This window comes from Gordonia sp. G4 (assembly GCF_057770005.1).
The window spans coordinates 4,555,357-4,577,467 of record NZ_CM173442.1; the positions used below are offsets into that span (position 1 = coordinate 4,555,357).

Annotated in this window: 27 protein-coding genes and 1 pseudogene; 14 read left to right on the plus strand and 14 right to left on the minus strand. The window is 65.3% G+C overall.

The annotated features are described in order from the left end of the window. Positions 1-157 precede the first annotated feature (157 nt). The 3 genes from AC3B5T_RS20680 (at position 158) to AC3B5T_RS20690 (ending at position 2,616) form a co-directional block, all read left to right on the plus strand. Positions 158-748: a TetR/AcrR family transcriptional regulator gene (locus tag AC3B5T_RS20680; protein WP_014926895.1), complete on the plus strand. Its 591-nt coding sequence runs from the start codon at positions 158-160 to the stop codon at positions 746-748. Positions 749-868: 120 nt separating this feature from the next. Beyond that, positions 869-1,837, plus strand: a complete 969-nt coding sequence (locus tag AC3B5T_RS20685; protein ID WP_055477264.1) for an alpha/beta hydrolase — start codon at positions 869-871, stop codon at positions 1,835-1,837. A 95-nt stretch (positions 1,838-1,932) separates the two neighbouring features. Further along, positions 1,933-2,616, plus strand: coding sequence for a type 1 glutamine amidotransferase domain-containing protein (locus AC3B5T_RS20690; RefSeq protein ID WP_014926897.1), 684 nt, complete (start codon positions 1,933-1,935; stop codon positions 2,614-2,616). A gap of 69 nt (positions 2,617-2,685) precedes the next feature. Here the strand turns inward: AC3B5T_RS20690 and sigJ are convergent, their stop codons facing one another. From sigJ to AC3B5T_RS20710, 4 genes are all read right to left on the minus strand, one after another. After that, entirely contained in the window at positions 2,686-3,588 is a 903-nt protein-coding gene (gene sigJ / locus AC3B5T_RS20695) for an RNA polymerase sigma factor SigJ (RefSeq protein WP_488358790.1), read from the minus strand. Between the two features lie 29 nt (positions 3,589-3,617). Further along, the gene (locus AC3B5T_RS20700) at positions 3,618-4,832 is read right to left on the minus strand and encodes an NAD(P)/FAD-dependent oxidoreductase (RefSeq protein ID WP_488357862.1); all 1,215 of its coding nucleotides are present in this window, start codon (positions 4,830-4,832) and stop codon (positions 3,618-3,620) included. A gap of 126 nt (positions 4,833-4,958) precedes the next feature. Beyond that, entirely contained in the window at positions 4,959-5,804 is an 846-nt protein-coding gene (locus tag AC3B5T_RS20705; protein WP_488357863.1) for an oxidoreductase, read from the minus strand. Further along, positions 5,801-6,139, minus strand: coding sequence for a nuclear transport factor 2 family protein (locus AC3B5T_RS20710; RefSeq protein ID WP_055475431.1), 339 nt, complete (start codon positions 6,137-6,139; stop codon positions 5,801-5,803). Before AC3B5T_RS20710 ends, AC3B5T_RS20705 begins: the two co-directional genes overlap by 4 nt. Positions 6,140-6,288: 149 nt before the next feature. Here AC3B5T_RS20710 and AC3B5T_RS20715 point away from each other — a divergent pair, with 149 nt between their 5' ends. Continuing rightward, positions 6,289-7,116, plus strand: coding sequence for a MerR family transcriptional regulator (locus AC3B5T_RS20715; RefSeq protein ID WP_055475430.1), 828 nt, complete (start codon positions 6,289-6,291; stop codon positions 7,114-7,116). Between the two features lie 51 nt (positions 7,117-7,167). On the opposite strand, the gene AC3B5T_RS20720 is transcribed toward AC3B5T_RS20715, so the two are convergent. Together AC3B5T_RS20720 and AC3B5T_RS20725 are read right to left on the minus strand one after the other, a co-directional pair. After that, on the minus strand, positions 7,168-7,938 hold the full coding sequence (locus AC3B5T_RS20720; RefSeq protein WP_488357864.1) for a DUF4436 family protein: 771 nt from the start codon (positions 7,936-7,938) through the stop codon (positions 7,168-7,170). Positions 7,939-8,245: 307 nt separating this feature from the next. Beyond that, positions 8,246-8,632 (minus strand): SRPBCC family protein, encoded by a 387-nt coding sequence (locus AC3B5T_RS20725; protein WP_035717284.1) that lies wholly within the window; start codon positions 8,630-8,632, stop codon positions 8,246-8,248. A gap of 278 nt (positions 8,633-8,910) precedes the next feature. Between AC3B5T_RS20725 and AC3B5T_RS20730 the strand changes: the two are divergent. After that, positions 8,911-9,186, plus strand: a pseudogene (locus tag AC3B5T_RS20730) (hypothetical protein); the annotation flags it as partial. 279 nt (positions 9,187-9,465) lie between these two features. Continuing rightward, positions 9,466-9,774 carry a hypothetical protein gene (locus tag AC3B5T_RS20735; RefSeq protein WP_010842515.1) on the plus strand — a complete coding sequence of 103 codons (309 nt, stop codon included), beginning with the start codon at positions 9,466-9,468 and terminating at the stop codon, positions 9,772-9,774. A 39-nt stretch (positions 9,775-9,813) separates the two neighbouring features. On the opposite strand, the gene AC3B5T_RS20740 is transcribed toward AC3B5T_RS20735, so the two are convergent. Further along, on the minus strand, positions 9,814-10,287 hold the full coding sequence (locus AC3B5T_RS20740; RefSeq protein WP_488357865.1) for a hypothetical protein: 474 nt from the start codon (positions 10,285-10,287) through the stop codon (positions 9,814-9,816). Positions 10,288-10,511: 224 nt separating this feature from the next. After that, positions 10,512-11,045, minus strand: a complete 534-nt coding sequence (locus tag AC3B5T_RS20745) for a DUF1801 domain-containing protein (RefSeq protein WP_488357866.1) — start codon at positions 11,043-11,045, stop codon at positions 10,512-10,514. Positions 11,046-11,212: 167 nt separating this feature from the next. On the opposite strand from AC3B5T_RS20745, the gene AC3B5T_RS20750 reads away from it, so the two are divergent. Continuing rightward, positions 11,213-11,689, plus strand: coding sequence for a DoxX family protein (locus AC3B5T_RS20750; RefSeq protein ID WP_488357867.1), 477 nt, complete (start codon positions 11,213-11,215; stop codon positions 11,687-11,689). A 182-nt stretch (positions 11,690-11,871) separates the two neighbouring features. Continuing rightward, positions 11,872-12,312, plus strand: coding sequence for an SRPBCC family protein (locus tag AC3B5T_RS20755; RefSeq protein WP_055475429.1), 441 nt, complete (start codon positions 11,872-11,874; stop codon positions 12,310-12,312). Positions 12,313-12,465: 153 nt separating this feature from the next. Here AC3B5T_RS20755 and AC3B5T_RS20760 read toward each other — a convergent pair whose 3' ends face one another. Next, complete coding sequence (locus AC3B5T_RS20760) at positions 12,466-13,353, minus strand: DUF5996 family protein (protein WP_488357868.1); 888 nt, start codon at positions 13,351-13,353, stop codon at positions 12,466-12,468. A gap of 190 nt (positions 13,354-13,543) precedes the next feature. Here AC3B5T_RS20760 and AC3B5T_RS20765 point away from each other — a divergent pair, with 190 nt between their 5' ends. The 5 genes from AC3B5T_RS20765 (at position 13,544) to AC3B5T_RS20785 (ending at position 17,213) form a co-directional block, all read left to right on the plus strand. After that, entirely contained in the window at positions 13,544-13,894 is a 351-nt protein-coding gene (locus tag AC3B5T_RS20765; RefSeq protein ID WP_488357869.1) for a hypothetical protein, read from the plus strand. A gap of 149 nt (positions 13,895-14,043) precedes the next feature. Then, on the plus strand, positions 14,044-14,853 hold the full coding sequence (locus AC3B5T_RS20770; RefSeq protein WP_488358791.1) for an SDR family NAD(P)-dependent oxidoreductase: 810 nt from the start codon (positions 14,044-14,046) through the stop codon (positions 14,851-14,853). A gap of 351 nt (positions 14,854-15,204) precedes the next feature. Further along, positions 15,205-15,903 carry a PE-PPE domain-containing protein gene (locus AC3B5T_RS20775; RefSeq protein WP_231632673.1) on the plus strand — a complete coding sequence of 233 codons (699 nt, stop codon included), beginning with the start codon at positions 15,205-15,207 and terminating at the stop codon, positions 15,901-15,903. Between the two features lie 104 nt (positions 15,904-16,007). After that, positions 16,008-16,538 carry a hypothetical protein gene (locus AC3B5T_RS20780; RefSeq protein ID WP_488357870.1) on the plus strand — a complete coding sequence of 177 codons (531 nt, stop codon included), beginning with the start codon at positions 16,008-16,010 and terminating at the stop codon, positions 16,536-16,538. A gap of 63 nt (positions 16,539-16,601) precedes the next feature. Next, positions 16,602-17,213, plus strand: coding sequence for an AAA family ATPase (locus AC3B5T_RS20785; protein WP_488357871.1), 612 nt, complete (start codon positions 16,602-16,604; stop codon positions 17,211-17,213). 46 nt (positions 17,214-17,259) lie between these two features. On the opposite strand, the gene AC3B5T_RS20790 is transcribed toward AC3B5T_RS20785, so the two are convergent. After that, positions 17,260-17,700 (minus strand): GNAT family N-acetyltransferase, encoded by a 441-nt coding sequence (locus AC3B5T_RS20790; RefSeq protein ID WP_488357872.1) that lies wholly within the window; start codon positions 17,698-17,700, stop codon positions 17,260-17,262. Positions 17,701-17,894: 194 nt separating this feature from the next. Between AC3B5T_RS20790 and AC3B5T_RS20795 the strand changes: the two genes are divergently transcribed. Then, positions 17,895-18,188, plus strand: a complete 294-nt coding sequence (locus tag AC3B5T_RS20795) for a hypothetical protein (protein WP_044506737.1) — start codon at positions 17,895-17,897, stop codon at positions 18,186-18,188. Positions 18,189-18,201: 13 nt separating this feature from the next. On the opposite strand, the gene AC3B5T_RS20800 is transcribed toward AC3B5T_RS20795, so the two are convergent. The 4 genes from AC3B5T_RS20800 to AC3B5T_RS20815 form a co-directional block, all read right to left on the minus strand. Then, on the minus strand, positions 18,202-18,642 hold the full coding sequence (locus AC3B5T_RS20800; protein ID WP_035717329.1) for a MarR family winged helix-turn-helix transcriptional regulator: 441 nt from the start codon (positions 18,640-18,642) through the stop codon (positions 18,202-18,204). 172 nt (positions 18,643-18,814) lie between these two features. Further along, positions 18,815-19,324, minus strand: coding sequence for an ABC transporter permease (locus AC3B5T_RS20805; RefSeq protein WP_488357873.1), 510 nt, complete (start codon positions 19,322-19,324; stop codon positions 18,815-18,817). 1 nt (position 19,325) lies between these two features. After that, entirely contained in the window at positions 19,326-20,402 is a 1,077-nt protein-coding gene (locus tag AC3B5T_RS20810; RefSeq protein WP_488357874.1) for an ABC transporter permease, read from the minus strand. Then, the gene (locus AC3B5T_RS20815) at positions 20,402-21,994 is read right to left on the minus strand and encodes an ABC transporter substrate-binding protein (protein ID WP_488357875.1); all 1,593 of its coding nucleotides are present in this window, start codon (positions 21,992-21,994) and stop codon (positions 20,402-20,404) included. Before AC3B5T_RS20815 ends, AC3B5T_RS20810 begins: the two co-directional genes overlap by 1 nt. Positions 21,995-22,111 lie beyond the last annotated feature (117 nt).

The following is a 22,111-nucleotide window of genomic DNA, read 5'->3' on the forward strand; positions in this document are numbered from 1 at the left end:
CTCACATCAGGGTAGAGTGTAATGTGTTCAGCGTCAACATGGTCCGCCCGCAGACCCAGTCGCCCGCATCGGCAGCCTGAGCCCCAGAGCGGATCACCGGCCCCATGACGACGACAATCGAGACCCGAGCACAATGACCATGAGAGGAGGACCGGCAATGCCCGCGAGTACCAAGAAGAGCTACCACCACGGCGATTTGCGTGCCGCGCTGCTCACGACAGCGATGCGCATGCTCGAGCGCGGCGAATCATTCTCCATTCGCGCGGTCGCCCGCGAGGCCGGCGTCTCCGCTACCGCGCCATACCGGCACTTCCCGGACCGCGACGCCCTGGAGTCCGCCCTGGCAGCTCAGGGATTGCGGGATCTGAAGACAGATCTGTCCCGCGATCGCGACCTCCCGGACACCGTGGAACAACTTGCCGACCTCGGTGCCGCCTACGTCGAATTCGCACTGCGCCGCCCCGCGCTGTTTCGACTGATGTTCGGCAACGAATGCGATCACGAGAGCGACGAGCGTGTCGCCGCCGCAGCGGCGGTACACGAGCTGCTGGCGGCGGCCATCACCGGCGTCTTTCCCGATTCCGACCCGATCGACCTCGCCCTCGGCGGCTGGGGCTTGGTGCACGGCATGGCCTGCCTTTATCTGGACCGTAAGCTCGCCAGCCCTTCGATCGACGACACCGTCGCCCAGGTGCGCTCGTCCCTCATCGCCGTTCTCGCGGCCCAGCCAGGAACCGACCAGCGCTGACCCCTCCCCTGTGGACGACTCATTGACTCTCCCGGACATCGGCGTTAGCCTCCATGTAAGCGCTGCATACATTTGAGCGTGTCCGACTCTCGAAGTGCCCAGCACACGGAGGAGACGATTGTGACCGAGCTGCCAACCCCGATAAACCCCGTTCTCGAACCCGAGGCGAAGCAGTTGTGCGAACAGACCGACCCGCATCCCCGAATCTATGAGGTTGCGCCGGAAGAGGGCCGAAAGATTCTCTCCGACTTGCAAAGTGGTGAGGGCGTCGAGCGCCCGGAAGTCGACGAGGAATGGGTCGACGTCGACGCCGGCGAGTGGGGAACCGTCCGCACCCGCATCATTCGCCCCAAGGGAGCCGCCGGTCCGCTGCCTGTGGTGTTCTACATCCACGGAGCGGGATGGGTATTCGGTGACGAGCACACCCACGACCGCTTGTTCCGCGAACTCACGGTCGGAGCGGGCGCGGCTGGTGTCTTCCCGGTCTATGACCGGGCTCCGGAGAAGGGCTACCCCACGCAGGTCGAGCAGAACTACGCCGTGGGCCGGTGGGTGCTCGACCATGGTTCCGAGCACGGCCTGGACACCTCCCGGATCGCGGTCACTGGCGAATCGGTCGGCGGGTGCATGTCTGCGGTGTTCGCACTGATGAACAAAGACCGCGGCGGCATCGACCTCAAGGCCCAGGTGCTGCTCTATCCCGTCACCAACGCCGGATTCGATACCCCGTCTTACCTACAGTTCGCCGAGGGGTACTACCTGACACGCGATGGCATGCAATGGTTTTGGGACGCCTACACCACCGACCCGGGCCAACGTGCCGAAAAGTATGCCTCTCCCCTGCAGGCCTCGCTCGAGGACCTCACAGGACTTCCACCGACACTGGTGATCACCGACGAGGCCGACGTCCTTCGCGACGAGGGTGAGCAGTACGCCAACAAGCTGCGCGAAGCCGGAGTCGACGTCACGTCGGTCAGGATCGCCGGCATGGTCCACGACTTCCTACTCCTCGACAGTCTGCGATACACCAAGGGCGCAAACGTCGCGCGGCATCTCGCGATCGATGCCCTGAGGACCGCTTTGGAGTAGCCCACGGTCGCGGAGATGACCCGGCTCGGAAGAGATCCGCTGCCTGGAAGGGCGTCGCCGACCTGCCACCACCACGAATCGAAGGAAGGGCACGCATGCCCACACGAATCCTGAACGTCGTCACCAACGTCGGTCACTACGATGACCCCGAACACCCGACCGGCCTGTGGCTGTCCGAACTCACCCACGCCTGGCATGTCTTCGAAGAGCACGGCTTCGAACAAACCCTGGTGAGCCCGCAGGGTGGCGCCGTACCGCTGGAGCCTCGCGCCCTGAAGTTCCCCAACTACGACAAGACTGCCAAGGCCTGGCGCGCCAACCCAGCCAAGATGGCGCTCCTGGAGAACACCAAGCACCCTGACGACATCAACTCCGCCGATTACGATGCGATCTTCTTCACCGGTGGCCACGCGGTCATGTACGACTTCCCCGACAGCCCTGGCCTGCAACGCATCACCCGCGAGATCTACGAGCGCGGCGGCATCGTCTCCTCGGTCTGCCACGGTTACTGCGGCCTGCTCAACACTCGACTATCCGACGGCTCGTATCTGATCGCCGGCAAGAAGATGACCGGATTCGCCTGGCAGGAAGAGAAACTGGCGCGAGTCGACAAGCTTGTCCCGTACAACGCCGAAGAGGCTGCCAAGGAGCGTGGTGCTCTCTACGAGAAGGCCAAGCTCCCGTTCGTCTCCTACGCCGTCGTCGACGGCACCCTCGTCACCGGCCAGAATCCAGGTTCCGCCAAAGAAACCGCAAAGAAGGTGGCTGCCCTCCTCTGACATCGGCGCCCACTGTGCCGACCTTGTCACGGCAGTGCCATGGCTCTCGGCCGCCACCGGTCCACCGTGTCACCGTGCAAGTGTCCGCGGTTGCTCGACCCCGCCGAGCTTGTCGGGATTGCGCATCGCGTAGACGTGTTCGATCACGCCGTCGACGATGTGGAATGTGAACGCACCCTGGAGTTTTGCATCGAAGTAGACGAGCATTCCCGGCTCGTGGTTGAACACGGCCGGTTCTACCCGGTAATCGTCGACAGTGGTCCCGAGCCGCGCGAACCCGGCGAGCAGGCGCGCCACCGGCAGCGCGCCTTGAACGGGTCGTTTGACCGCGGTGGCCTTGCCGTTGCTGTCGGCGGTGAACACCACGTCGGGGGCGAGCATCGCCATGAGAGGCTCGATCTCCCCAGACTCGGCGGCGGCCAGGAACTCCGCCACGACCGCGCCGGCGCGCTGCGCATCGACCTGTTCGAAACGCGGCCGGCGCGACTCGACATGCGCCCGTGCGCGGTGCGCGATCTGGCGAACTGCGGCAGCGGACTTCGAGACCATCGTCCCTATCTCGTTGTGGGAGAAGCCGAAGACCTCACGCAGGACGAATACCGCACGCTCGTCGGGGTTCAGGGATTCGAGCACCACCAGCATCGCCGTGGACACCGACTCGGCGAGTACGACGTCGTCGGCCAGATCGCGGTCATCGAGCAGGATCGGCTCCGGAAGCCACGGTCCGACATACTCCTCCCGCCGCCGCGACCGGGACCTCAGGGTGTTGAGCGCCTGGCGCGTGACGATCTTGGCGAGGTAGGCCTTCGGGTCGACGACATCGTCGTCGACCCGGGCCCACCTCAGGTAGCTCTCCTGCAGGACGTCGTCCGCGTCGGCCGCGGACCCGACGATCTCGTAGGCGACGGTGAACAGCAGCGGCCGAAGCTCGGCAAAACACACTGCACGACGGTCGGACTCGCTGACGGGCATGTTCACTCCGCTCCTCATCGTCCTGCCGGTCAGCGCGCGACCGGTTCGGGTTCGGTTGACGTCACCTTCGCCCCACCGAACCAGCTGAACCTACCGGGCCGAGCGGCCTCACGCCGGATGTTCTGCACCGTTCCGCGACACACCAGCTCCTTCGCCCAGGCCGCAACACGACCGGTCACGACCGCTCGCGCAGGCGAATCGTCGCGGTGCGTGAACTGCAGGGTGGCGGCGTGGCGGCCGACGCTGGCGCACTGCGCGACAAAACCCTGGTCGACAGCGTTCGGCTGCTCACCGCCGATCTTCGCGAGGACGGCATCAGCGGCCTGAGCACCGAGCGGCTCGGCGGCCTGGCAACTCATCCGCAAACTCATGCCCTCGACCGCAACCGCATCCCCCGCGCCGACGATCCGGTCGTCACCGACGGCAACCAGGGTCGCATCGGTGCGCAACCGGCCGATCTCGTCGACGACCAGACCGCTGTCGGCGGCCAACTCGGGAGCCTCGAAACCCGTGGCGAGAATCGTTGCCGCGCTCGACAAGACCATCCGTTGGCCGTCGATCTCGACGCTGACGGTCCGCTCCCCCACCTCGACGGCGCGTCCCCGGTCCACGACGTCGACACCCAGTCGGTTCAGTTGCGTCCGCGTGGCGCGCCGGGCCCTGGCGCTCACCGAGGTCGCGATCCCCCCGCCGCCGACCAGCCGGACATCGTGCCCGGTCTCGGCGAGTTCGGCAGCTAACTCGACTCCGGTGAGTCCCCCGCCGACGACCGTGATCATGTCATTCGCCGCGAGGCCCTCGACGCGTTCCCGTATCCGTTGTGCGCCCGCCCAATCGGCGATGGACAGGGCATGGTCCGCCGCTCCCGGGATCTCCGGAGTGCGACGGCGGGTCCCGATCGCGTAGATCAGGTAGTCGTAGTCGAGACAAGCCCCCGAGGCGAGCTGCACCCGGCGCCCGCGCACGTCGATGCGCACGGCGGTGTCGACGAGGACGCGCACGTCGTCGGCCAGCACGTCGTCGAAACCGACCTTCGGATCACCGGTACCCGATACGAACTGATGTAACCGTATGCGCTGCACGAAGAACGGCTGCGGATTCACGACCGTGACGTCGACAGCGGGATTCCGCCGGAGCCGGTTGGCCGCCATCGCGCCGGCGTAGCCCGCGCCGAGGACGACAACGTGCGTCCGATGCCCGTTGGCGTTCGTGTCGTCGAATCCGATGATGTCGGTGGTGTTCATGGTCCTGCCTTCCGTCGGGTGTTCGAGGTGGTCATCCTCGAGACACCGACGGTGCCGCGAATGTGACAGCTACGCGACATCGCGGACCGCACTGAGTCGGACGCGCGGCGTCCACGCGCTGACGGGTTACACATCTTCGGGGAAGTCCGCGTCCCTGGAGAGGTCCTCGTTGGCTCGGATGTCCGTCAACGCCGCTTCCAGCGTGTCGGTCACGGCATCAAAACCGTCACTGCCCAGGATCAGCCGACGGGGAGGCTGGTCCTGGTCGATGGCAGCGATCACCGCACGGGCGCCGCGTCGCGGGTCGCCGGGTTGTCTACCGTCCATGTCCACGAACGCTGCGCGGATCTGCTCGAGCATCTCGTGGTACTTCGGAATCGGCTCCGACACCGGCTCGTCGGCGAAGCCGGCGTAGGCGTTCGTGCGGAATGCTCCTGGTTCGACTGCCAGCACCGAGATCCCCTGCGCCATGACCTCCTCACGGAGCGCCTCGGTGACGGCTTCGATCGCGAACTTCGTCGCGCTGTAGTAGCCGAAGCCGGTCGCCGCGACAAGCCCCGCCACCGAGCTCACGTTGACGATCCATCCGTCGCCGCGGGCACGCATGCCCGGCAGTACGGCGCGCGTCACGGAGAGCACTGCGAAGAAGTTCAGCTCGAACATCGCCCGCACCGACGATTCGTCCATACCCTCGATCGATCCGAACCAGCCGCGGCCGGCGCTGTTGATCAGCACGTCGATACCGCCGAAGTGCTCCTCGGCTGCACCCACCGCTCGCTGCACCTGCGCGGGATCGGTGACGTCGAGCGGTACGACGAGCACGCGGTCTCCGTACTGCTCGGCCCACGTCACCAACTTGTGCGGACGCCGGGACGTGAGCACAACGCGGCCCCCCGCCTCGAGTGCAGCTTCGGCGAACGCAACCCCGAAGCCACCCGGCGTGCCCCCGGTGATGAACCATCGCCGCGTCATGGCTCGATCACCAACCGGCTGATCAGCGCGTCGCGCAACGTGAAGCGGTAGTGCAGGTCGACGACGCCGCCCGGGAAGTCACCGTGCAGGTGCTGCCCGACGTCGACGATCTCAGCGGTCGTGGTTGCGCCGGTGAACTCGGACGTATAGGTGTACTCGCTGACCGAGTCGGCCAGCCATGCTTCGATCTCATCCCGGCCCCGGTAGTCGCGGCCGTCGTCGGTCACGACGGCATCGGCGGCGAACGTGGCGGACGCACGGTCGTCCTCTCGGGCGTCGAGCGCGGTCATGAACGTCTTTATGGTGTCCGGGAGAGCATGCCATTCTGTGGTCATGACCCAACGATGGAGTCTCCCCTTACGGGAAAGTCAACTGTGAACGCCGCAGTTCGTCGGACTGCACCGACATGTTGACCTTCCCCCAGGGGCAGACTGCAGGATGTCCCTCGAGTGGTAACACGCGCGACGGATCACAGGAGGACGCGATGGGCGCACAGGTTTCGATCGGCGACTTCGCAGTGATGACGAGCCTGAGCCGGAAGGCCCTGAGGCATTACCACGACATCGGCATTCTCCAACCGACCCACATCGATTCCCGCACGGGCTACCGGTTCTACGACACCAGCCAGGTCGATCATGCGCATATCATCCGCCGGTTCCGATCTCTCGGAATGTCCATACCCGACGTCAAGGCGCTACTGAGCACCGACGACGCAGCGGCCCGCACCGAGATCATCGCAACTCATCTCGAGCAGATGGAGGTCCAGCTGCAGCAGACTCGTGACACCGTCGGCGCACTGCGCGAACTACTTTCTCCCGTGCACACCCCCACCGTGGTGGCGGTCCGGCATGAACCCGCGCTCGCCGTATGGTCCATTGGTGCCACCCTCGAGGTCTCCGAACTCGACGGGTGGTTCGCGGCGACGCTGAGGACGCTGCGGAACGCCGTCGCCACGGTGGGAGGCGCCACGTCCGCAATCGTGCCGGGCGGCCTCTACGATCGAGCGCTGTTCGTCGAATCACGAGGTGAGGCAACCCTCTTCGTACCCGCACCGGAGTCCGCGACTCCCCCAGAGGGCATCCGTGCCGAGGTCTTGCCCCGGGCCGAATTCGCAGTGCTCACCCACTCCGGTGGCCATGAGGGCATCGACCGCAGCTACGGGGCCCTGGGGGTCTACGTGAACGAGCATCTGATCAGCGGCCCGGGGCCGATCCGCGAACATTACGTCGGCGGTACGCCGTCAAACCCGACATCGATCACCACGACCGAGATCTACTGGCCGATCTTCAGCACCACTCCACCGACCGACTGACAGCAGCAGGACCCGCGGTCCCACAACTCGCGGTCCGGCCGCCGGGTCCGATCAGGGAGCCTGCTTCCACCAGGCGATCACGTACAGCGCCAGCGATGCAACGAGACCGCCGAGGACCCACAGCACCACTGAGTAATCGACCCACGACCCGAATGGGGGCGTACCGGGAAAGATGTTGCGCAACGGCAGCACAGCGAACAGCATCACCGCGAACCAGGTGACCATCGGGGGCTGAAATGCCTTGCGACGGCGAACCGTTTGGATCGAGACGAACAGCGTGCAGATCGGCAGGACAACCAGCATCACGCACAACGCGAGATCGAAGGTCAACGATCCGGCCGTTCTCGACGAGGAGATCGTGAAGGCCTTTCCGCCGGAGGAGGGCGTGTCTCCGGCTTCGATGTTCCAGCCGATGAGCGAATCGGTGAGCACGACGTCCGTCGGCAACTCCACGTCGTTCGGCCCGAAGGCCTGAACCGTCACGGAGTCGGACACATAGCTGTCGAACGGCCAGTGTCGGATGTCGCCGTTGCTGTACAAGGTCACCGGCAGGGCGCCCGGGCGTGTACCAGCGGGGAACTGCAATTCAGCGGCCGAGACTCTCGGTGAGACATCGACGGTGATATCTTCCCTGAGCTCTCCGCGCTCGTCGAGCAGATCGCTGCCGGCATAGACCGAGACGTTGCCCCCGACCTCGAACGCCGCACCATCGACCGAGTCGATGTCCAGATAGACCAGGACCTCGTTGGCAGCGGGTTCGTTCGTATCCGGGTCGCCACCGGCACCGCCTGCGGCGTACGCCACCAGCACCGCGACATACATAATCACTACTCCGACGACAATCGCCAGACCCTTGACCCAACCCGATCGTCTACCGCTCTCCGCCATACGCCGGCCTCCGTCGTCACCACCGTTCGGCGGCCATGAGCAGGCGCCGGCTGGACGTGAGTGTATCGGTGATCATGCTGAGTAAGAGAGGTTCTCGTCGCCGGAACGGCCCAACGACGCACCTGTGAGCGTCATGTCGCGGCTACTCGCTCACCAGTGTCCCGCGAACGATGATGAATCGAGCGATTTCGCTGGGCGAATTCTGCCGCGAACCATCACTCGTGCCCCGTGTCGATTCATGTCACGGTTTGTTCAGTTTTTCAGAGGCGATCCGTTCGATGCGTGGCAAGGCAACAGCCAGCACCGGCAGATACCCGATCGCCCACACCGGCGCACCGAAACTGAGGACGCAGCCACCCGGCACCGCGATCACCTCGTGACGGGTCGCGTTCACTCCTGCCACCTTCCACGCCCAGGATCGATGTTCCACGAACTCGGTGATCTCGAACGGCAGTGGAACTCCCGCGATGGTCGTGACGGTCCCTGTGGTCCCAAGCGTCAACCCGCCGGCACCTTCCACCTGCGCACCCGAGACGGTGGGACCCCATCGCGGCCAGTCCTGCACATCGACGAGCGTTGCCCACACCGCCTCTGGGGCCAGGTTCATCCGAAGTTGGGCCGTAGGCATCCCGCGACGCCATGTACTGCGAACGCGCAGAGCCGACTTCAGCCACGTGGGTGAAGCTAGGTGGTTCATGAGGGGTCCAGCTCGCCGAGGATGTGATGCAGCATCAGACCATCGTCGCAGAGCGAGCTGTACCGCGCGCTGACTTCTCGGCCCAGCCGGCGCCTCGCATCACGCGGGTGGTGCGCTCCCCCGCCGGCGTTGGCATTCCCGCCCGTTCGAGGTCTCGGCATCCGATACTGGTTGCACCTGATCACCCGCACCGAACTCGAGGAGACCTGATGTCGGTCAGCGAGCCCGCCGCCGGTCGCGGCACGTATTTCGACGACCCGATCACGATCGATGAGCAGACCACGATGATCCCGGTGTCGCGCCGCGGGTTCCGCGGCCGGCCGGTCGCCGTCGGCGCCTATACGGTGACCGGCGGCGTCACGACCTGGACCCCGGCCGTCGACAGCGGTCGAGTGGCACTCATCGGAGTGATCACCGGCCTCGTCGCGGCCACACTGGGATCGGCTGCAGTCCTCCGGCAACCGCCCTGGCCGCGAATGACCATCGAGCAGAGTCACCTGCCCCGCCACGGATCACCGACAACGCCCTCCCGTCGTCTGCGGGTGGGCCGATTGCACGGGTCGGCCCAGCACTCTTGACGCCGCCTACGCCCGGACGCCTGCTGCGAAGTATTGCGATGCGTTGAGCACATCGAGTCTCTAGCGTTCGAGTGATGAACGAGCACGGGAACGAGTGGTTCCGCGATCTCGCACGCCTGCAACCGAAAGACAACCCCGACCTCCGGCCTACCCGGTGAGACCGACCACTGAGAGGAGACTCGTCCGATGCAAGCCGACACCTATCCCGATGACTGGCGTCCGGCGCAAGCCGACGGCCCGGTCGATCTCGTCGTCAACGGCGAGCTGTTCCAGGTGAGTATCCGGGCTGACGGAGGGTATTCGAGCAGGTGGGTGTCAGGTCCGAATCCCGGGTACGGCTTCGACTCCAGCGCACCGTGCGTCGCATGGAACAGTGGGGACGGGCTCCCGCCCGCGCCGCTTCCACTCCCCCTTCCGACCATTGCCGAACATCGCGAGTCGATCACTGAGTTCCTCTCTGACATCGACCCGCTGACCGGCTATCTCCGGGAGTAGCGATGCGGGGACACCGCCCGACGGCGAGCGGACTCGACCTCAGCCCCGCGCGACGACCGACCGGCCGCGGACTGGCCACCACAACACCCAGACCGTGATGGCGTTGATCACCGACATGGCGACGTACGGTGCGGTGAACACGAGCAGCTCGGCGGCCGTAAGGGTTGGGACCCAGGCGAATTCGTCGTAGGGCTGCGGATCGAATGTCATGCGTGCGATGTCGGCCACCGCGACGGTCCACACCACGGTGGTCCACAGCAACCCCGTGGTCGCGATGATTCTTCCGGCCAACGGCAGGGCGGTGAGTACTGAAACGGCCAGCCCGGCAGCCACGAGAGCCGGCAGATAGAACAGCGCACCGAGTGTCATCAGCAACGCCCAGGTGGCGGTCACATCCAGCGCCGACGAAGGATTGGCGACCTCGTTGAGCACCGCCATGGACGCGAACCCGACCACCAGAAGCAGCGGGGGCCCCAAGACCGCACACCGCGTCCAGCGTCTGATTCGGGTCACCCGGCCGATACTCGCACAACTCTCGCACTACCCGTGTCGGCGTTCCGGTCCGTGTCGCCGGTCAGCGGCATAGATCAGTCACGTACGACGATCGCTGCGACCGACGATCATCGCCCGCTGCGTCGTGCTGCGCGGCGGCGACCAGGAGCTGTGATCGCAGAGGGTGCGCATGAACTCGTGATCTGGGGCGACGGCAGCGCTGACAGCGCACGCGTACGCACACCTCAACTGTCGTGAGAAGCGCGGGTCTCCGCCAGCGAGCGCTCGAGAAGTGTCCTCAACACCTCACGGTCAACGTCTTTCAATCGCGTGAGGTGCAAGCACGATTTGCCGGCGCGGGTCTTACCGAGTCTGTCGATGAGGTCTGGCCATCGTGAGGCAAAATCGCTGACCAGATAGATGGTGTGGGTTTTCGGACCTGTCGCGAAGGCGAGTTCGGGTGCCCGACCACCGTGTCCGCTGTTGTAGCGGTACTCATACTCGCCGAAGCCGACCATGCGCCCGGCCCACACCACCGGTGTCTGCCCGGTGATGTCTTCCAAGAGTGCGATAAGTTCGTCAGCCTCGCGACGACGGGGACCGCCCGCTCGGTCCAGCGCCTCTTCGACCGCTGTCGCGGACGGAACCATAGCCGGCGCTCTGCCACCGGCGCGCTGATTGTCGTTCACGACAGCTTCTCTTTGTCTCGATTGAATCGCCGAGCCGAATGAACCTAATACACCGTCGAAGTTCGTTCCGCGACGGGCGCTTTCGTCCATCGGATTCGTAGGCTACCAGCACCTTCGCCATCCTGCGGGAATCTCGACACGACGGGAGCCCAGGAGCCGACGCGCCGCAGGTGACACCCCGGGAGGCGTAGAAGAGCGCATGTGATGTGGGTCGCTAAAGCAGTCGTGAAACGAGACCACCGTGCAATAGTTAGGCAATGCTTGCCTTAACTGAGAGTGCTCGTCCGTGGCTGATCGGCGTCTACCGCATCGTCGTCGGTTTCCTTTTCTTCTGTCACGGGACGACGACGCTGTTCGCGTGGCCGATCGAACCGTACGGTGGCTCGACAGCAGAGTTCGGCGCGTGGCCGTCGTGGTGGGCCGCCGCGATCCAGGTGGTCGGCGGACTGCTCATCATGACCGGCGTCGGAACCCGGGTTGCGGCGTTCGTCAGTGCGGGAAGCATGGCGGTGGCCTACTTCTGGAAGCACCAGGGCGACGGGCTGCTGCCGATTCAGAACGACGGTGAGTCCTCGGCGCTCTTCTGCTGGGCGCTTCTGATCCTGGTCGTCATCGGCCCGGGCAAGCTGACCGCGCAGTCCATTCTCGATCGTCTACGCGGCAACGCGACCCCCGCGAATCAGACAGACACAGAGTCGATCTCGGAGCCACCCGAAACGTCGATGGTCCGATAGTAGGACACCGGCAGGACAATAAATCCCGACCAAAGCCCTCCACTCGGCCGTCGCCCGGCCTTACAACCGCGCGCGCCGATGAATTCTGACAGTCGCGAGGGTCTGCCTCGGTGTGGACAACGTCGTCCGCACCGAGGCAGACCGATGTCCACAGACATCGACGACCAGAAGGCAGGCTCACGATGACCGACGCGACCGGGGCGACCCTCACCTATATCTTCGGAGCTTCCCCTGACGCGGTGTTCGACGCGTGGACGACACCGGCGCTCTTCGCGACCTGGTTCGGCGGCAGCACAAACGAGGTGCCCGTCGAGTCGGTCGCGCTCGACGCCCGATCCGGCGGCACTTGGGCCGCAACGATGATCGTCGCGGAAGAAATGCCCGAATTCCATTGGCGTGGTGAGTACGTGGAGGTTGCGCGACCGAACAAGCTCGTGCTGACGATGACGGACGAGCCCGGTGACGAGCGCGAACTTCTCACCGCGGACTTCATCGCCGTCGATGCCGGTACCGAACTCCGGTTCAGCCAGACCGGCGGGAACCTCACGGACGAGCAATACGACTACGCCGCCGCCGGCTGGCGCGCGGCGTTCGAGACGCTGGACTCGCTACTGGCCGACTGACCGACCCGCCGGTGTCTCGATCCTGACCCGAGGCTGCGGGCTGCGGGCATCGGACTGGCAGACTTCGTTTCGTCGACGCGACCCCGACCGAAGTCGCGTCGACGAAACGAAGTCCGGGTGTCCGGTCCCGACTGTCGATGGCCTGGCCCGCGCCTACTCCCAGCCCGCGGTCTCCGCCGCCGCCTGATGGGTTTGCCGAAGGAAGTTCAGAACCATGGAGTCTGGGTCCTCGGCTTGGCGCACGAGGTGATACGGCAGCACGTATTCCCCCAGCGCGGCATCCCAGCGGGCCGGGGCCTCGACCGCAGGGTGGGTGTCGTAGCCCTCGGGATGCGGGTACGCGTATGCGTAGAAGGCGCCCTCCACGGCGCCGCCTGGCCAATATCCCGCGCTCGACACCTCGTCGCTGTAAGCCTCGTGCATCACCCAGTCGGGACAATTCGGCACCCCACCGGGATGTTGCGGCGCACTGCGTCCCGAGAAACGCGTGACCGCCAGATCGAAAGCGCCCCAGAAGAAGTGCACTGGTGACGACTTTCCCCGGAACTCGCCGCGGAACGTCGACAACACACGATGAGCACTGACGAGCGACCGCCAGAACCTCGACACGGCCTCTGCGTCGTACGACGAGTGGGCGGTGTCCTCGGCGAACGGGGTCGCCTCGGGCAATTCGACGGGGGTCGCGACGATGTCGATGTCGAAACCCAGATCGGTGAGGTGGGACGTGTACTCGGTGTAGAAGTCGGCCACCGTCCGAGGTTCGAGCTTCATTCGACGAGTGGTTCCGTCGGTCACCAAGAGGAGCAATTCGTGGTCCAGGAAGTCGAAGCGGATCTCGAGACCGCGGCCTCCGACGGCCATCAGCGATGTGGTGAGTCCTCGGGCGTCGACATACAACGGCACTCCCCACCAGTGATTGACCTCCGGACCGAGAGCCAGGCGCGTCTTGCCGACGATCTGGGTCCACAACTGCACTGTGTCCCTGGTATCGATCCACGAATCCACCGGTAGCGCGGGCCATGCCTCGTATTGCGTCTCCATGCCCCCATGATCCCGGACGCGTCAACTCGACGAGCGCGCCCCAGAATGCCCACGAGGTCGGGGCTGGGTGATGGCTACACGGCGGCGCCTGCCACCTGTGGAGTTCGGCAACAGGAGGGTCGAAGGACCGCTTAACCTGTCGGGATCAGAGGCGCCACGCTACGTGTGCGCCATCACCGAGGAGGGCACATTGCCGCGTATCACGTTGGGAGCGATTCTGGTCTTCGTCGCGATCGGGAGCACCATGGTTGCCGCGCTGCTCGGGGCACCGGACTGGTTGATCATCGTCGTACTCACCGTGCTCTTCGTCTTTGCTCTCGTGCTGCCTACGGCGATCCGCGAGTTCGGACGGGATCAACCGACGTCGGTCGACCGGTCGGGGCTCGGGAATCCGGAGGGTCCGCGTCCGACGCCGACGCGGCGGCGTCGACATGCCCAGAGCTCGGATTCGTCCTCGGGTTGGTTCGGATTCGATGGCGGCTGGTCGGGCGACGGCGGTTCTGATTCCTCCGGCGGAAGCTCGGGTGGCGGAGGAGACTGAGCGGCCAGAGGCGGCTCGGCGACCGGTCGGGGCCGCTGTCAGGTCGTCGACACGATCCCCCGGTGGGCGGCATTGACGTGATCAGAAGAGGAGACCCGGTGAGCAGGATCAGAACTGATCTGACGGCAGTTCTCGGCAGGAGCGTCGGTATGGCACTGCAGCGCCGCACGCTGCTACCTCGGGCAGTCTCCGAGGCCATCACCGGCGAAGGACGCAGTGTCCGTGGACTCACCGTCGTCGTGACCGGCGCCTCGGCGGGGATCGGACGGGAATCCGTACGACAGCTCACCGCACGCGGCGCGCATGTGGTGGCCGTGGCACGACGTCGGCAAAAACTGAGCGAGCTGTCCGACGAGACCGGCTGCGACTACAGACTCTGCGACCTTTCCGACGAGGCCTCGACCGCTGAATTGATCGACGAACTCCGACAGGAACCGGTCGACGTACTGGTCAACAACGCGGGCCATTCGATCCGACGAACCATCCTCGACTCCACCGACCGGTTGCACGACTACCAGCGCACCATCCGTCTCAACTATCTCGCCCCCGTCCAACTGTCTCTCGGCCTGCTGCCGGACATGATCGACCGTCGGTCAGGACACATCGTCAACGTGTGCACGTGGGGAATCATGGCGAACACCTTTCCCAGGTTCTCGGCCTATGCTGCGTCGAAGAGCGCACTGGCCATCTTCGGCCGGAGCCTCAACGCGGAAAACCCTCACCCACACGTTCGGGCGACGAACGTCTACTTTCCACTAGTACGAACCGAGATGATCTCGCCCACAGCGGAATACGACAACACTCCGGCGCTCAGCGTTGACGAGGCCGGCCGGTGGATCGTCCGCGCGATCACCCACCGTCCGACCTCCGTGGCGCCGGCTGCCGTACGTACACTGCTGCCGGTCATCGACTATTTCGCACCGACGGCCGCCGACAAGGCGATCGCGTCGATCACCTGACCAGCTGCGGACAGGCTCTCATCCGCTTTTGCGGCAACCGAGCTGTTGCCCGGCATGAAGCCGGAAGAGTCATCGTGGACGATCAGGCCTATTGGAACCACGACGACAGCGAATTGCGCTCATACGGACCGCCGTCCCTATTTTCATTCGTTCCGGTGTCAATTCTCGGTGTGATAGACAGTGGTGAGACCTCAAGGCGGCGAATAGACGATGAAACGACATATGCGGGTAATTCTGGTCCTGATACTGGCAATTGGGATCGGACAATGGTCGCCGGTCGTCGCCGGCGCGGCACCGGGCCCTGGAGGTGCCACGGTCCTGACACTGGACCCGGCGTTTCGGTCGCTACCGATGAACTGGCTCCGCGGGGAGCTGTTCGCAGCACCGAATCACGTTGTGAACGTGCCGTACAACAACTTCCCGGGCGCGACGAACACCCACCGCGGACGAGACAAGCTCAACGAGATGCTGCACGAGATCCCAGGGCGGAAGATCGTGGTGGGCCACAGTCAGGGTGCGCAAGTTCAAGACGACTGGCTACGCACATACGGACCGACCAGCGACATCGACCCCGCCACAGTGATGTTCGTGCTGACCGGTGATCTCGAATCGAAGTACAACGGCTGCGCCAATCAAGGCGGATGCCGGGCCGACTATGGCGGGAACAACTTCCCTGACGACACCCGGTACACCGTCAAGGTCGTTGCGAGACAGTACGACTACTGGGCCGACGCACCCAATCGTGATCTGATGACCGACGCTGCTCGTCGCAACCACAGCGCGTCGAACTCTGTTGGCGGACAGGGCGAAGGCCGACCCGTCCACAACGACTACAGCATGATCGGGCTCGACGATCCGGCCAACAAGACCTTCGTCGAAGGCAACGTCACCTACATCCTCGGGTCGCCGGCCACCTACTACCTGCCGATGGTCACGCAGATGTGGACAACCGCCGCCCGAAAGGCGGTCGAGGACGCCCGACTTCGCCCAGAGGTCGAGAAGGCCTACGACCGGCCGATGGGGGATCCACCAGCACCCTCGGGTAGCTGACCCCGGCAACCATCTCGCGTGGATCAGGTGGAAACCGACGTCGAAACGGACGCCGAGATCTACCATCAGTGCACAATCGGACGATGTGGTGAGCGAGGACCGGCATGAAGAAGACTCTGAATTCTCTGTCCGAGAGCGACTATCTTCTCGTCCGTGAGACCAAGAAGTCCCAGATGGCCGGGCTCGACGAGGACGGGCTGATCGACCTCCACTCCCGCATCCGCCGCGCACGCAACAAATACGTCACCTTGTATCGCCGAGCAGGAGCGGAGAAGGTCAAGGCCAAGGGCGGCCGTGGCAGCGCCAAGGCGGCGAATGTCCGGAACGCCGCGAAAGCCGAGGTGTTCGAGGACGCGCTGAGTCGAGTGAGTCGGCGACTGGCTCGGGTCTCCCGCGACGCCGCGCTCGAGTTGAAGGCGGAAAGACTGGCACGCGCGCGTAACGATGAACCAGCGTCGGGCAAGGGCGGCAAACCGGACAAGAACGCGATCGACGGTAAGGGCAAGGTGAACTCGTCGGGACGAATCCGTACGGACGACACGCGCGATTCGCCGGGCCGGAAGAAGTACGAGGCGTCGACTATCGCGGCCGGCGCGCGCCGTCAGACCAAGAAGGACCGGCGTCACGACTCCTGACGCCGGCCGGCGTTGACGGTCGCCTCGGTCTGCGACGTGCCCACCCGCCGGTAGCCTCGGCGCATGCTGATCTGGATCAACGGCGCCTTTGGCGTCGGCAAGACACAGACCGCCCACGAACTCCACCGCCGGCTGTCCGCGTCGCATGTGGCAGATCCCGAACTCATCGGATTCGCGATGCACAAGATGCTGCCGGCTGCTCGGCGCGACGATTTCCAGGATCTACCGCAGTGGCGAACGAGTGTCACACAAATCCTCGCCGACGCTGATCGGTCGAGCGGCTGCCCTGTGATCGTTCCCATGACGCTCGTCGACACCGACTATTTCGACGAGATCATCGGCGGACTCGTCGACCACGATGTCGATCTCAGGCATTACAGTCTGACGGCTTCCGTCGAGGTGATCCATCGACGGCTCAGAGCACGCCTCGCTCACCGGCTCGGCTCCATCGTCGGCGTCGACGAGACCTGGGCGATGCGCCAGACGGAGAGATGCGTTGCTGCGCTACGCGAGGACCGATTCGCAACCCACGTACCCACGGACGGACGCAGCGTCGACGACGTGGTCGAACACATCGCCGACGCTGCCGGACTCGAGCTCGTCCGTCCGCGACTGACTTCGGCGCGATATCAGCTGCGCCGAGCAACCGTTGCCGTCCGTCACATCCGATGGTGAGCCGCCCGATCTTGTAGTGACAGTGGGGATATGGCGCCGACTATTGCTACGAAATCCCGGGCCGCCGAAGGTGCAGCAGCGGGAACGGCCGGCCGTCGGAATCGAGAGGCGAGCGTCCCACCTGTTCGAATCCTCTGCGGCGATAGAACTCCACCGCACCCGGATTCTGTTCGTTGACGTCGAGCTCGTCGATGCCCGCGTGTTCGACCGCATGATCGAGCAGCGCCGTGCCGACGCCCCGCCCGTGGGCGGCCGAGTCGACGAACAACATCTCGAGCCGGTTGTCGGCGGTGCCACTGAAGCCCACGACGACCCCGTCGACCTCCGCGACGACCAGCTCCACCGCCGGGAAGAAGTCCCGCGCGAGTCGATCCGCAAAGCCGTCGATGTCCGCGGGAGTCAGAAAATGATGCGTCGCTTCGACCGCCGAACGCCACACGGCCACGAGACGGTCGGTGTCGGCCGGCTCGCACGGTCTTAGTCTCACCTCAGCCACGATGTCCCCGAACGCGTTTCTGCCGGTGAGCCAAGGGTCGCCGACGAGGTCGATGAAGCACGGTCGGCACTGTAGCGGGCACCGCCGTCGCAGGACAACGTAATACGATCTCCCGCAAACCTCGGCGTCGACGGTCGCGCCGGATATCGTGATGACGACACATCCGCAGGGACGAGGGGTAACAGGTGCTCGAGATCCATGGTCTGTCGAATGAAACGGTCGTGCTCGACGGGGACTGGTTCGAAAAACTCCGGGGTGGCACATCGAAGACCCGGTTGCCGGCGGCCTCGTTCGTCTCCGCGGAGATCACGGAGATCGACCGGCGGAAGAAGCTGTTCGGCGGCGAACGCGAACAACTCCTCCAGGTCACCCTCACCTTCTCGCGTCCGCCGTTCGTCGGCCTGATGACGTCTGCCGACAACCGCGCCAAGGTCGACGCGCTCGTCGCCGGACTCGAAGCCGCCCGCGACGCCGGCTGAGCCCAGCCCCGCGTCATGGTGAACCCGCGCCCCGATCCTGTTGCACGCGAATCAATTCGAGTAGCAACCGGCGGAGCTCCGGCTCGGATTCACCGATGGACGCGATCAGTGCCGGATCGGTTCGCTCGCGCTCGAGCAGAGCGTGATAGACCTCGGTCCCGGCCGGCGTCGAGCTCACGTGCTTGCGGCGCTCGTCGTCGGGGTCGATCTGGCGTTGCACATAACCCATGCGTTCCAGTCGTTCGATGGTGCGGCTCGCCGTCTGGTCGGTCACCCTCGCCTTCTTGGCGATCTCGCGCTGGGTGGCCGGCCCGGTGCTCACCACGTGCAGTACGACGAGTCCGGCGCTGGAGATGTGGTACTCCCGCAGCACGGCCTCCCAGGCATGCTCGACAAGTCTCGCCGCCGCCGACAGCAGCCGGCCGGTCGGCCACCCGTCCATCCCGTCGTCCATCGTGTCCTGCCGATTCTCGTTGTCACACCGCACAGACTTGCAATTGTTCAGCCTGCTGAACATCATGGTGCTGTCCCCGGCCCGCCGCAACCAACGAACGGAAGCCCCGTGAACCCACCCACCCCTTCTCGGCGAGTCAGTCGCCTGCGATGGATTCTGCCAGCCCTGTTGGTCATCGGATGGCTGGCCCTGGGCTCCGTCGGCGCCAGACCCCCATCCCGATCACCTCGGCCAGTGCGAACGCGACGATGACGACGGGGAAGGCGAACAGGATGTCGGTGATGCGCATGACCGCCGAGGACAGCCACGATCGCGACCATCCGGTGAGCAGGCCGATCACCGACCCGATCAGGACCGCGACCGAGGTGGCGATCGCGGTCGGCCCGATCGTCGCCCGACCACCCCAGATGAGGCGGCTCAAGATGTCGCGACCCTGCTCGTCGGTACCGAACAGATGACCCTCGGTGCCCGGTGTCAGGTACCGCGACGCCGGATCGCCGACGGTGGGGTCATGGGGCACGATCCACGGCGCCAGCACCGATACGACGATGACCGCCGCCAGCACCGACACCGCGACGACGAGTTGCCGGTGATGGGTCCACGCCGGGCGCCGCGGCCGACGTCGAGGGACCGGGACGCCGGCGTCGACCGTGCGGTCGACTGATTCCTCGGACAGGGACACGTCAGCTCCTCAGGCGCGGATCGAGTAGGTCGCCGACGACATCGGTGACGAGGTTGACGAGGACGAACACCACGGTGACCAACATGACGCCGCCCTGGATGACGGGATAGTCGTGCGCACTGATGGCGTTCATCAGGTCGGTGCCGACACCGGGCCAGCTGAAGACGAACTCGACGAACACCGCACCGCTGAGGAGTGTCCCGACCTCGAGACCGGTGGTGGTGACGATGATCGGCGCGACATTGCGCCCCACGTGCTTGACGAGGATCCGCCGTCGCGGCATGCCCTGGCTGCGCAGCGTCCGGATGTAGTCCGACTCCATGCTCTCGATGACCCCGGCACGGGCGAAGCGCGCCAGGATCAGCATGGAGATGAGCGCGGCGGAGAACGCCGGGAGGATGAGGTGATGGAACAGGTCGCCGGCTCCCCCGTCGCCCGAGGCGTCACGCATGCCGGTGGCGGGCAGCACCTTCCACTCCAGGGCGAACAGCCAGATCAACAGCAGCCCGAACCAGTACACCGACAGGTTGGAGCCGACCTGCACGAGCAGCATGATCGCCCGGTCGACGAACCGGTTGTGGTTGAGTGCAGCCACCGTCCCGATGAACACGCCGAAGACCACGAACACGAGCGCCGCGGCCGCGGTGAGGACGAGGGTGTTGCCGAACGCCGTACCCAAGGTGTCGAACACTGTCGAGCCGTTGATGATCGAGCGTCCACCGCCGTCGGTGAACAGACTCGACAGCCACGTGAGGTACTGGACCACCACGGGGTCGTCCAGTCCGAAGGCCTTCTGGAGGTCGGCCACCGCGTCGGGCGAGAGCACGCCGTGCAGGCTCGCTTTGACGGGATCACCCGGACTGGCCTTCCCGAGGACGAAGACCAGGATCGAGATGACGAACAGCACCGGCACGAGGAGGAGGACGCGGCCCGAGATCCGGAGCGCGAGACGGTGTCTTCGGGCCGCGCGACGGATCGTGGCCAACCGGCCCGGCCGCTCCTCCACCGGCTCTCCGGGCTGCGGCGGAGGCGGTCCGGGCCGGGCGACGGTCTCGTTCGTGAACAGGGTCGTCGACATCAGCCCTCCTTCGACACCGGACCGAGGTCGTACCAGTTCGTGTTCGACCAGACGAATCCGCGGACCTGCGGCGAGATCGCGTAATAGCGGGTGAAGTTCACCGTGGGGATCACCGCGTGATCGGCGGCGATGACCTCGTCGGCGTTCTGCCAGTTGGCGATCCGGACAGTAGGATCGGCTGTGTACCGCGCGGCGTCGAGAGCACGGGTGATCGCCGGGTAGTCGACGTAGCGCTCACCGCCATTGGCGACAACGGTCGAGTTGAATCCCTCGAGGGCCCACTCCGGGTAGGTGCCGCCGTACTCGCCGAGATGGAAGCCGTCGTCGGGCTGCGGGTTGGAGATGCGCGACGAGTAGTTGCCGCGCTCGAGCGCGACCACCGGCGCGTTGATCCCGACGGCCTTCAAGTTCGCCGAGATGGCCTCTGCCTCGGGCTGACCCGCGAGATCGGCGATGATGTTGAACGACACCTGACCGTTCCCGACGCCGGCCTCGGTGAGCACCGCTCGCGCACGCTCGGGATCGTAGGAGTAGTTCCGGAGGTTCGCGTCGTATGCCTCGTTGCCGGGATTGAGGAACGACCACAACGGCTGGGCGTGACCGGAGTAGATGTTGTCGGCGAGACCCTGCCGGTCGATGGCGAGCGAGACCGCCTCGCGCACCGAGGGATTCTGCGCCCACTTGTTGCCGAACAGGAACGACACGTAGTCCAGTTGCGCCCCGGTCCCCTTCGGCACCACCGCGCCCTGCCGTTCGAGCAACTCGACATCGGTCGGCTGCACTCGGGTGAGGATGTCGATCTCGCCACTCTGGAACGCGGCGAGCCTGCTCTGGTTGTTGGGGATGGTGCGGAACACCAGGCGCTTGAGCGCGGGAGACTCACCCCAGTAGCCGTCGAAGCGATCGACAGTGATGTGGTCGTTGATCTTGCGCTCGACGAATCGATACGGCCCCGTGCCGGTCGGATGCTCGGACAGGCCGTCGTTGCCGTACTCCCGCAGGGCCGCGGGACTGAAGATCAGCGGCGAACCGATGGACTGGGCGAGCAGACGGGGAAAGCCCAGGTACGGGCGGTTGAACGTGAACTCGTAGGTGTGATCGTCGACGATGCGGGTGCTCTCGAGGTCGTTGAAGCGCGCCTTGAGCATCGCGGCACTCTTCTCGTCGTAGAACTCGAAGCCGGGGTCGGTGAACCGCTTGACGTTGAAGTCGAGTGCGGCAGCGTCGAAGTCCGTTCCGTCGTGGAACTTCACTCCGCGTCGGAGGTCGAATGTCCAGGTGGTGGCGTCGGGAGTGTGTCGCCACGCGGTCGCGAGCCCCGGTGCCAACTCCGTGACGCCCTGGTCGCTCGACAGCACCTCCTGCACCAGCGGCTCGTAGATGTTCCGTGACGCGCGGAAGGTCTCCCAGAAGTACTCGCGCTGCGGGTCGATCGCCGTCGGTTCCGTGTAGAGACCGACCACCAAGGTGTCGGTGGGGTTCTTCGAGGAGATCGAATCACCTCCTCCTCCGCAGGCGGTCGCGATGACCGCGACCGACAGTGTCAGGGCGGCAACGATGACGCCGCGACGACGGATCCGTTCGATGAGCATGGTGCTGTGGCCGTTCCTCGAAGGGGTGCGCCGCGATCGCCAGCGCACGTCGGGGGACGACGCTACGGGGCGGGCGCGTTCTTCGGCATGTCTTCGATTCAACGCGATCCGATGTCG

Excerpts from the sequence above, each read along its gene's own strand:
- AC3B5T_RS20745 (WP_488357866.1), bottom strand. The coding sequence starts at position 11,045 with ATGGACGAAAGCGCCCGTCGCGGAACGAACTTCGACGGTGTATTAGGT.
- AC3B5T_RS20760 (WP_488357868.1), bottom strand. The coding sequence starts at position 13,353 with ATGGAGACGCAATACGAGGCATGGCCCGCGCTACCGGTGGATTCGTGG.
- AC3B5T_RS20785 (WP_488357871.1), top strand. The coding sequence starts at position 16,602 with ATGCTGATCTGGATCAACGGCGCCTTTGGCGTCGGCAAGACACAGACC.
- AC3B5T_RS20755 (WP_055475429.1), top strand. The coding sequence starts at position 11,872 with ATGACCGACGCGACCGGGGCGACCCTCACCTATATCTTCGGAGCTTCC.
- AC3B5T_RS20710 (WP_055475431.1), bottom strand. The coding sequence starts at position 6,139 with ATGACCACAGAATGGCATGCTCTCCCGGACACCATAAAGACGTTCATG.
- AC3B5T_RS20700 (WP_488357862.1), bottom strand. The coding sequence starts at position 4,832 with ATGAACACCACCGACATCATCGGATTCGACGACACGAACGCCAACGGG.
- AC3B5T_RS20780 (WP_488357870.1), top strand. The coding sequence starts at position 16,008 with ATGAAGAAGACTCTGAATTCTCTGTCCGAGAGCGACTATCTTCTCGTC.
- AC3B5T_RS20775 (WP_231632673.1), top strand. The coding sequence starts at position 15,205 with ATGAACTGGCTCCGCGGGGAGCTGTTCGCAGCACCGAATCACGTTGTG.
- sigJ (WP_488358790.1), bottom strand. The coding sequence starts at position 3,588 with ATGCCCGTCAGCGAGTCCGACCGTCGTGCAGTGTGTTTTGCCGAGCTT.
- AC3B5T_RS20735 (WP_010842515.1), top strand. The coding sequence starts at position 9,466 with ATGCAAGCCGACACCTATCCCGATGACTGGCGTCCGGCGCAAGCCGAC.
- AC3B5T_RS20810 (WP_488357874.1), bottom strand. The coding sequence starts at position 20,402 with ATGTCGACGACCCTGTTCACGAACGAGACCGTCGCCCGGCCCGGACCG.
- AC3B5T_RS20680 (WP_014926895.1), top strand. The coding sequence starts at position 158 with ATGCCCGCGAGTACCAAGAAGAGCTACCACCACGGCGATTTGCGTGCC.
- AC3B5T_RS20705 (WP_488357863.1), bottom strand. The coding sequence starts at position 5,804 with ATGACGCGGCGATGGTTCATCACCGGGGGCACGCCGGGTGGCTTCGGG.
- AC3B5T_RS20725 (WP_035717284.1), bottom strand. The coding sequence starts at position 8,632 with ATGCCTACGGCCCAACTTCGGATGAACCTGGCCCCAGAGGCGGTGTGG.
- AC3B5T_RS20815 (WP_488357875.1), bottom strand. The coding sequence starts at position 21,994 with ATGCTCATCGAACGGATCCGTCGTCGCGGCGTCATCGTTGCCGCCCTG.
- AC3B5T_RS20720 (WP_488357864.1), bottom strand. The coding sequence starts at position 7,938 with ATGTATGTCGCGGTGCTGGTGGCGTACGCCGCAGGCGGTGCCGGTGGC.
- AC3B5T_RS20770 (WP_488358791.1), top strand. The coding sequence starts at position 14,044 with ATGGCACTGCAGCGCCGCACGCTGCTACCTCGGGCAGTCTCCGAGGCC.
- AC3B5T_RS20800 (WP_035717329.1), bottom strand. The coding sequence starts at position 18,642 with ATGGACGACGGGATGGACGGGTGGCCGACCGGCCGGCTGCTGTCGGCG.
- AC3B5T_RS20715 (WP_055475430.1), top strand. The coding sequence starts at position 6,289 with ATGGGCGCACAGGTTTCGATCGGCGACTTCGCAGTGATGACGAGCCTG.
- AC3B5T_RS20690 (WP_014926897.1), top strand. The coding sequence starts at position 1,933 with ATGCCCACACGAATCCTGAACGTCGTCACCAACGTCGGTCACTACGAT.
- AC3B5T_RS20750 (WP_488357867.1), top strand. The coding sequence starts at position 11,213 with ATGCTTGCCTTAACTGAGAGTGCTCGTCCGTGGCTGATCGGCGTCTAC.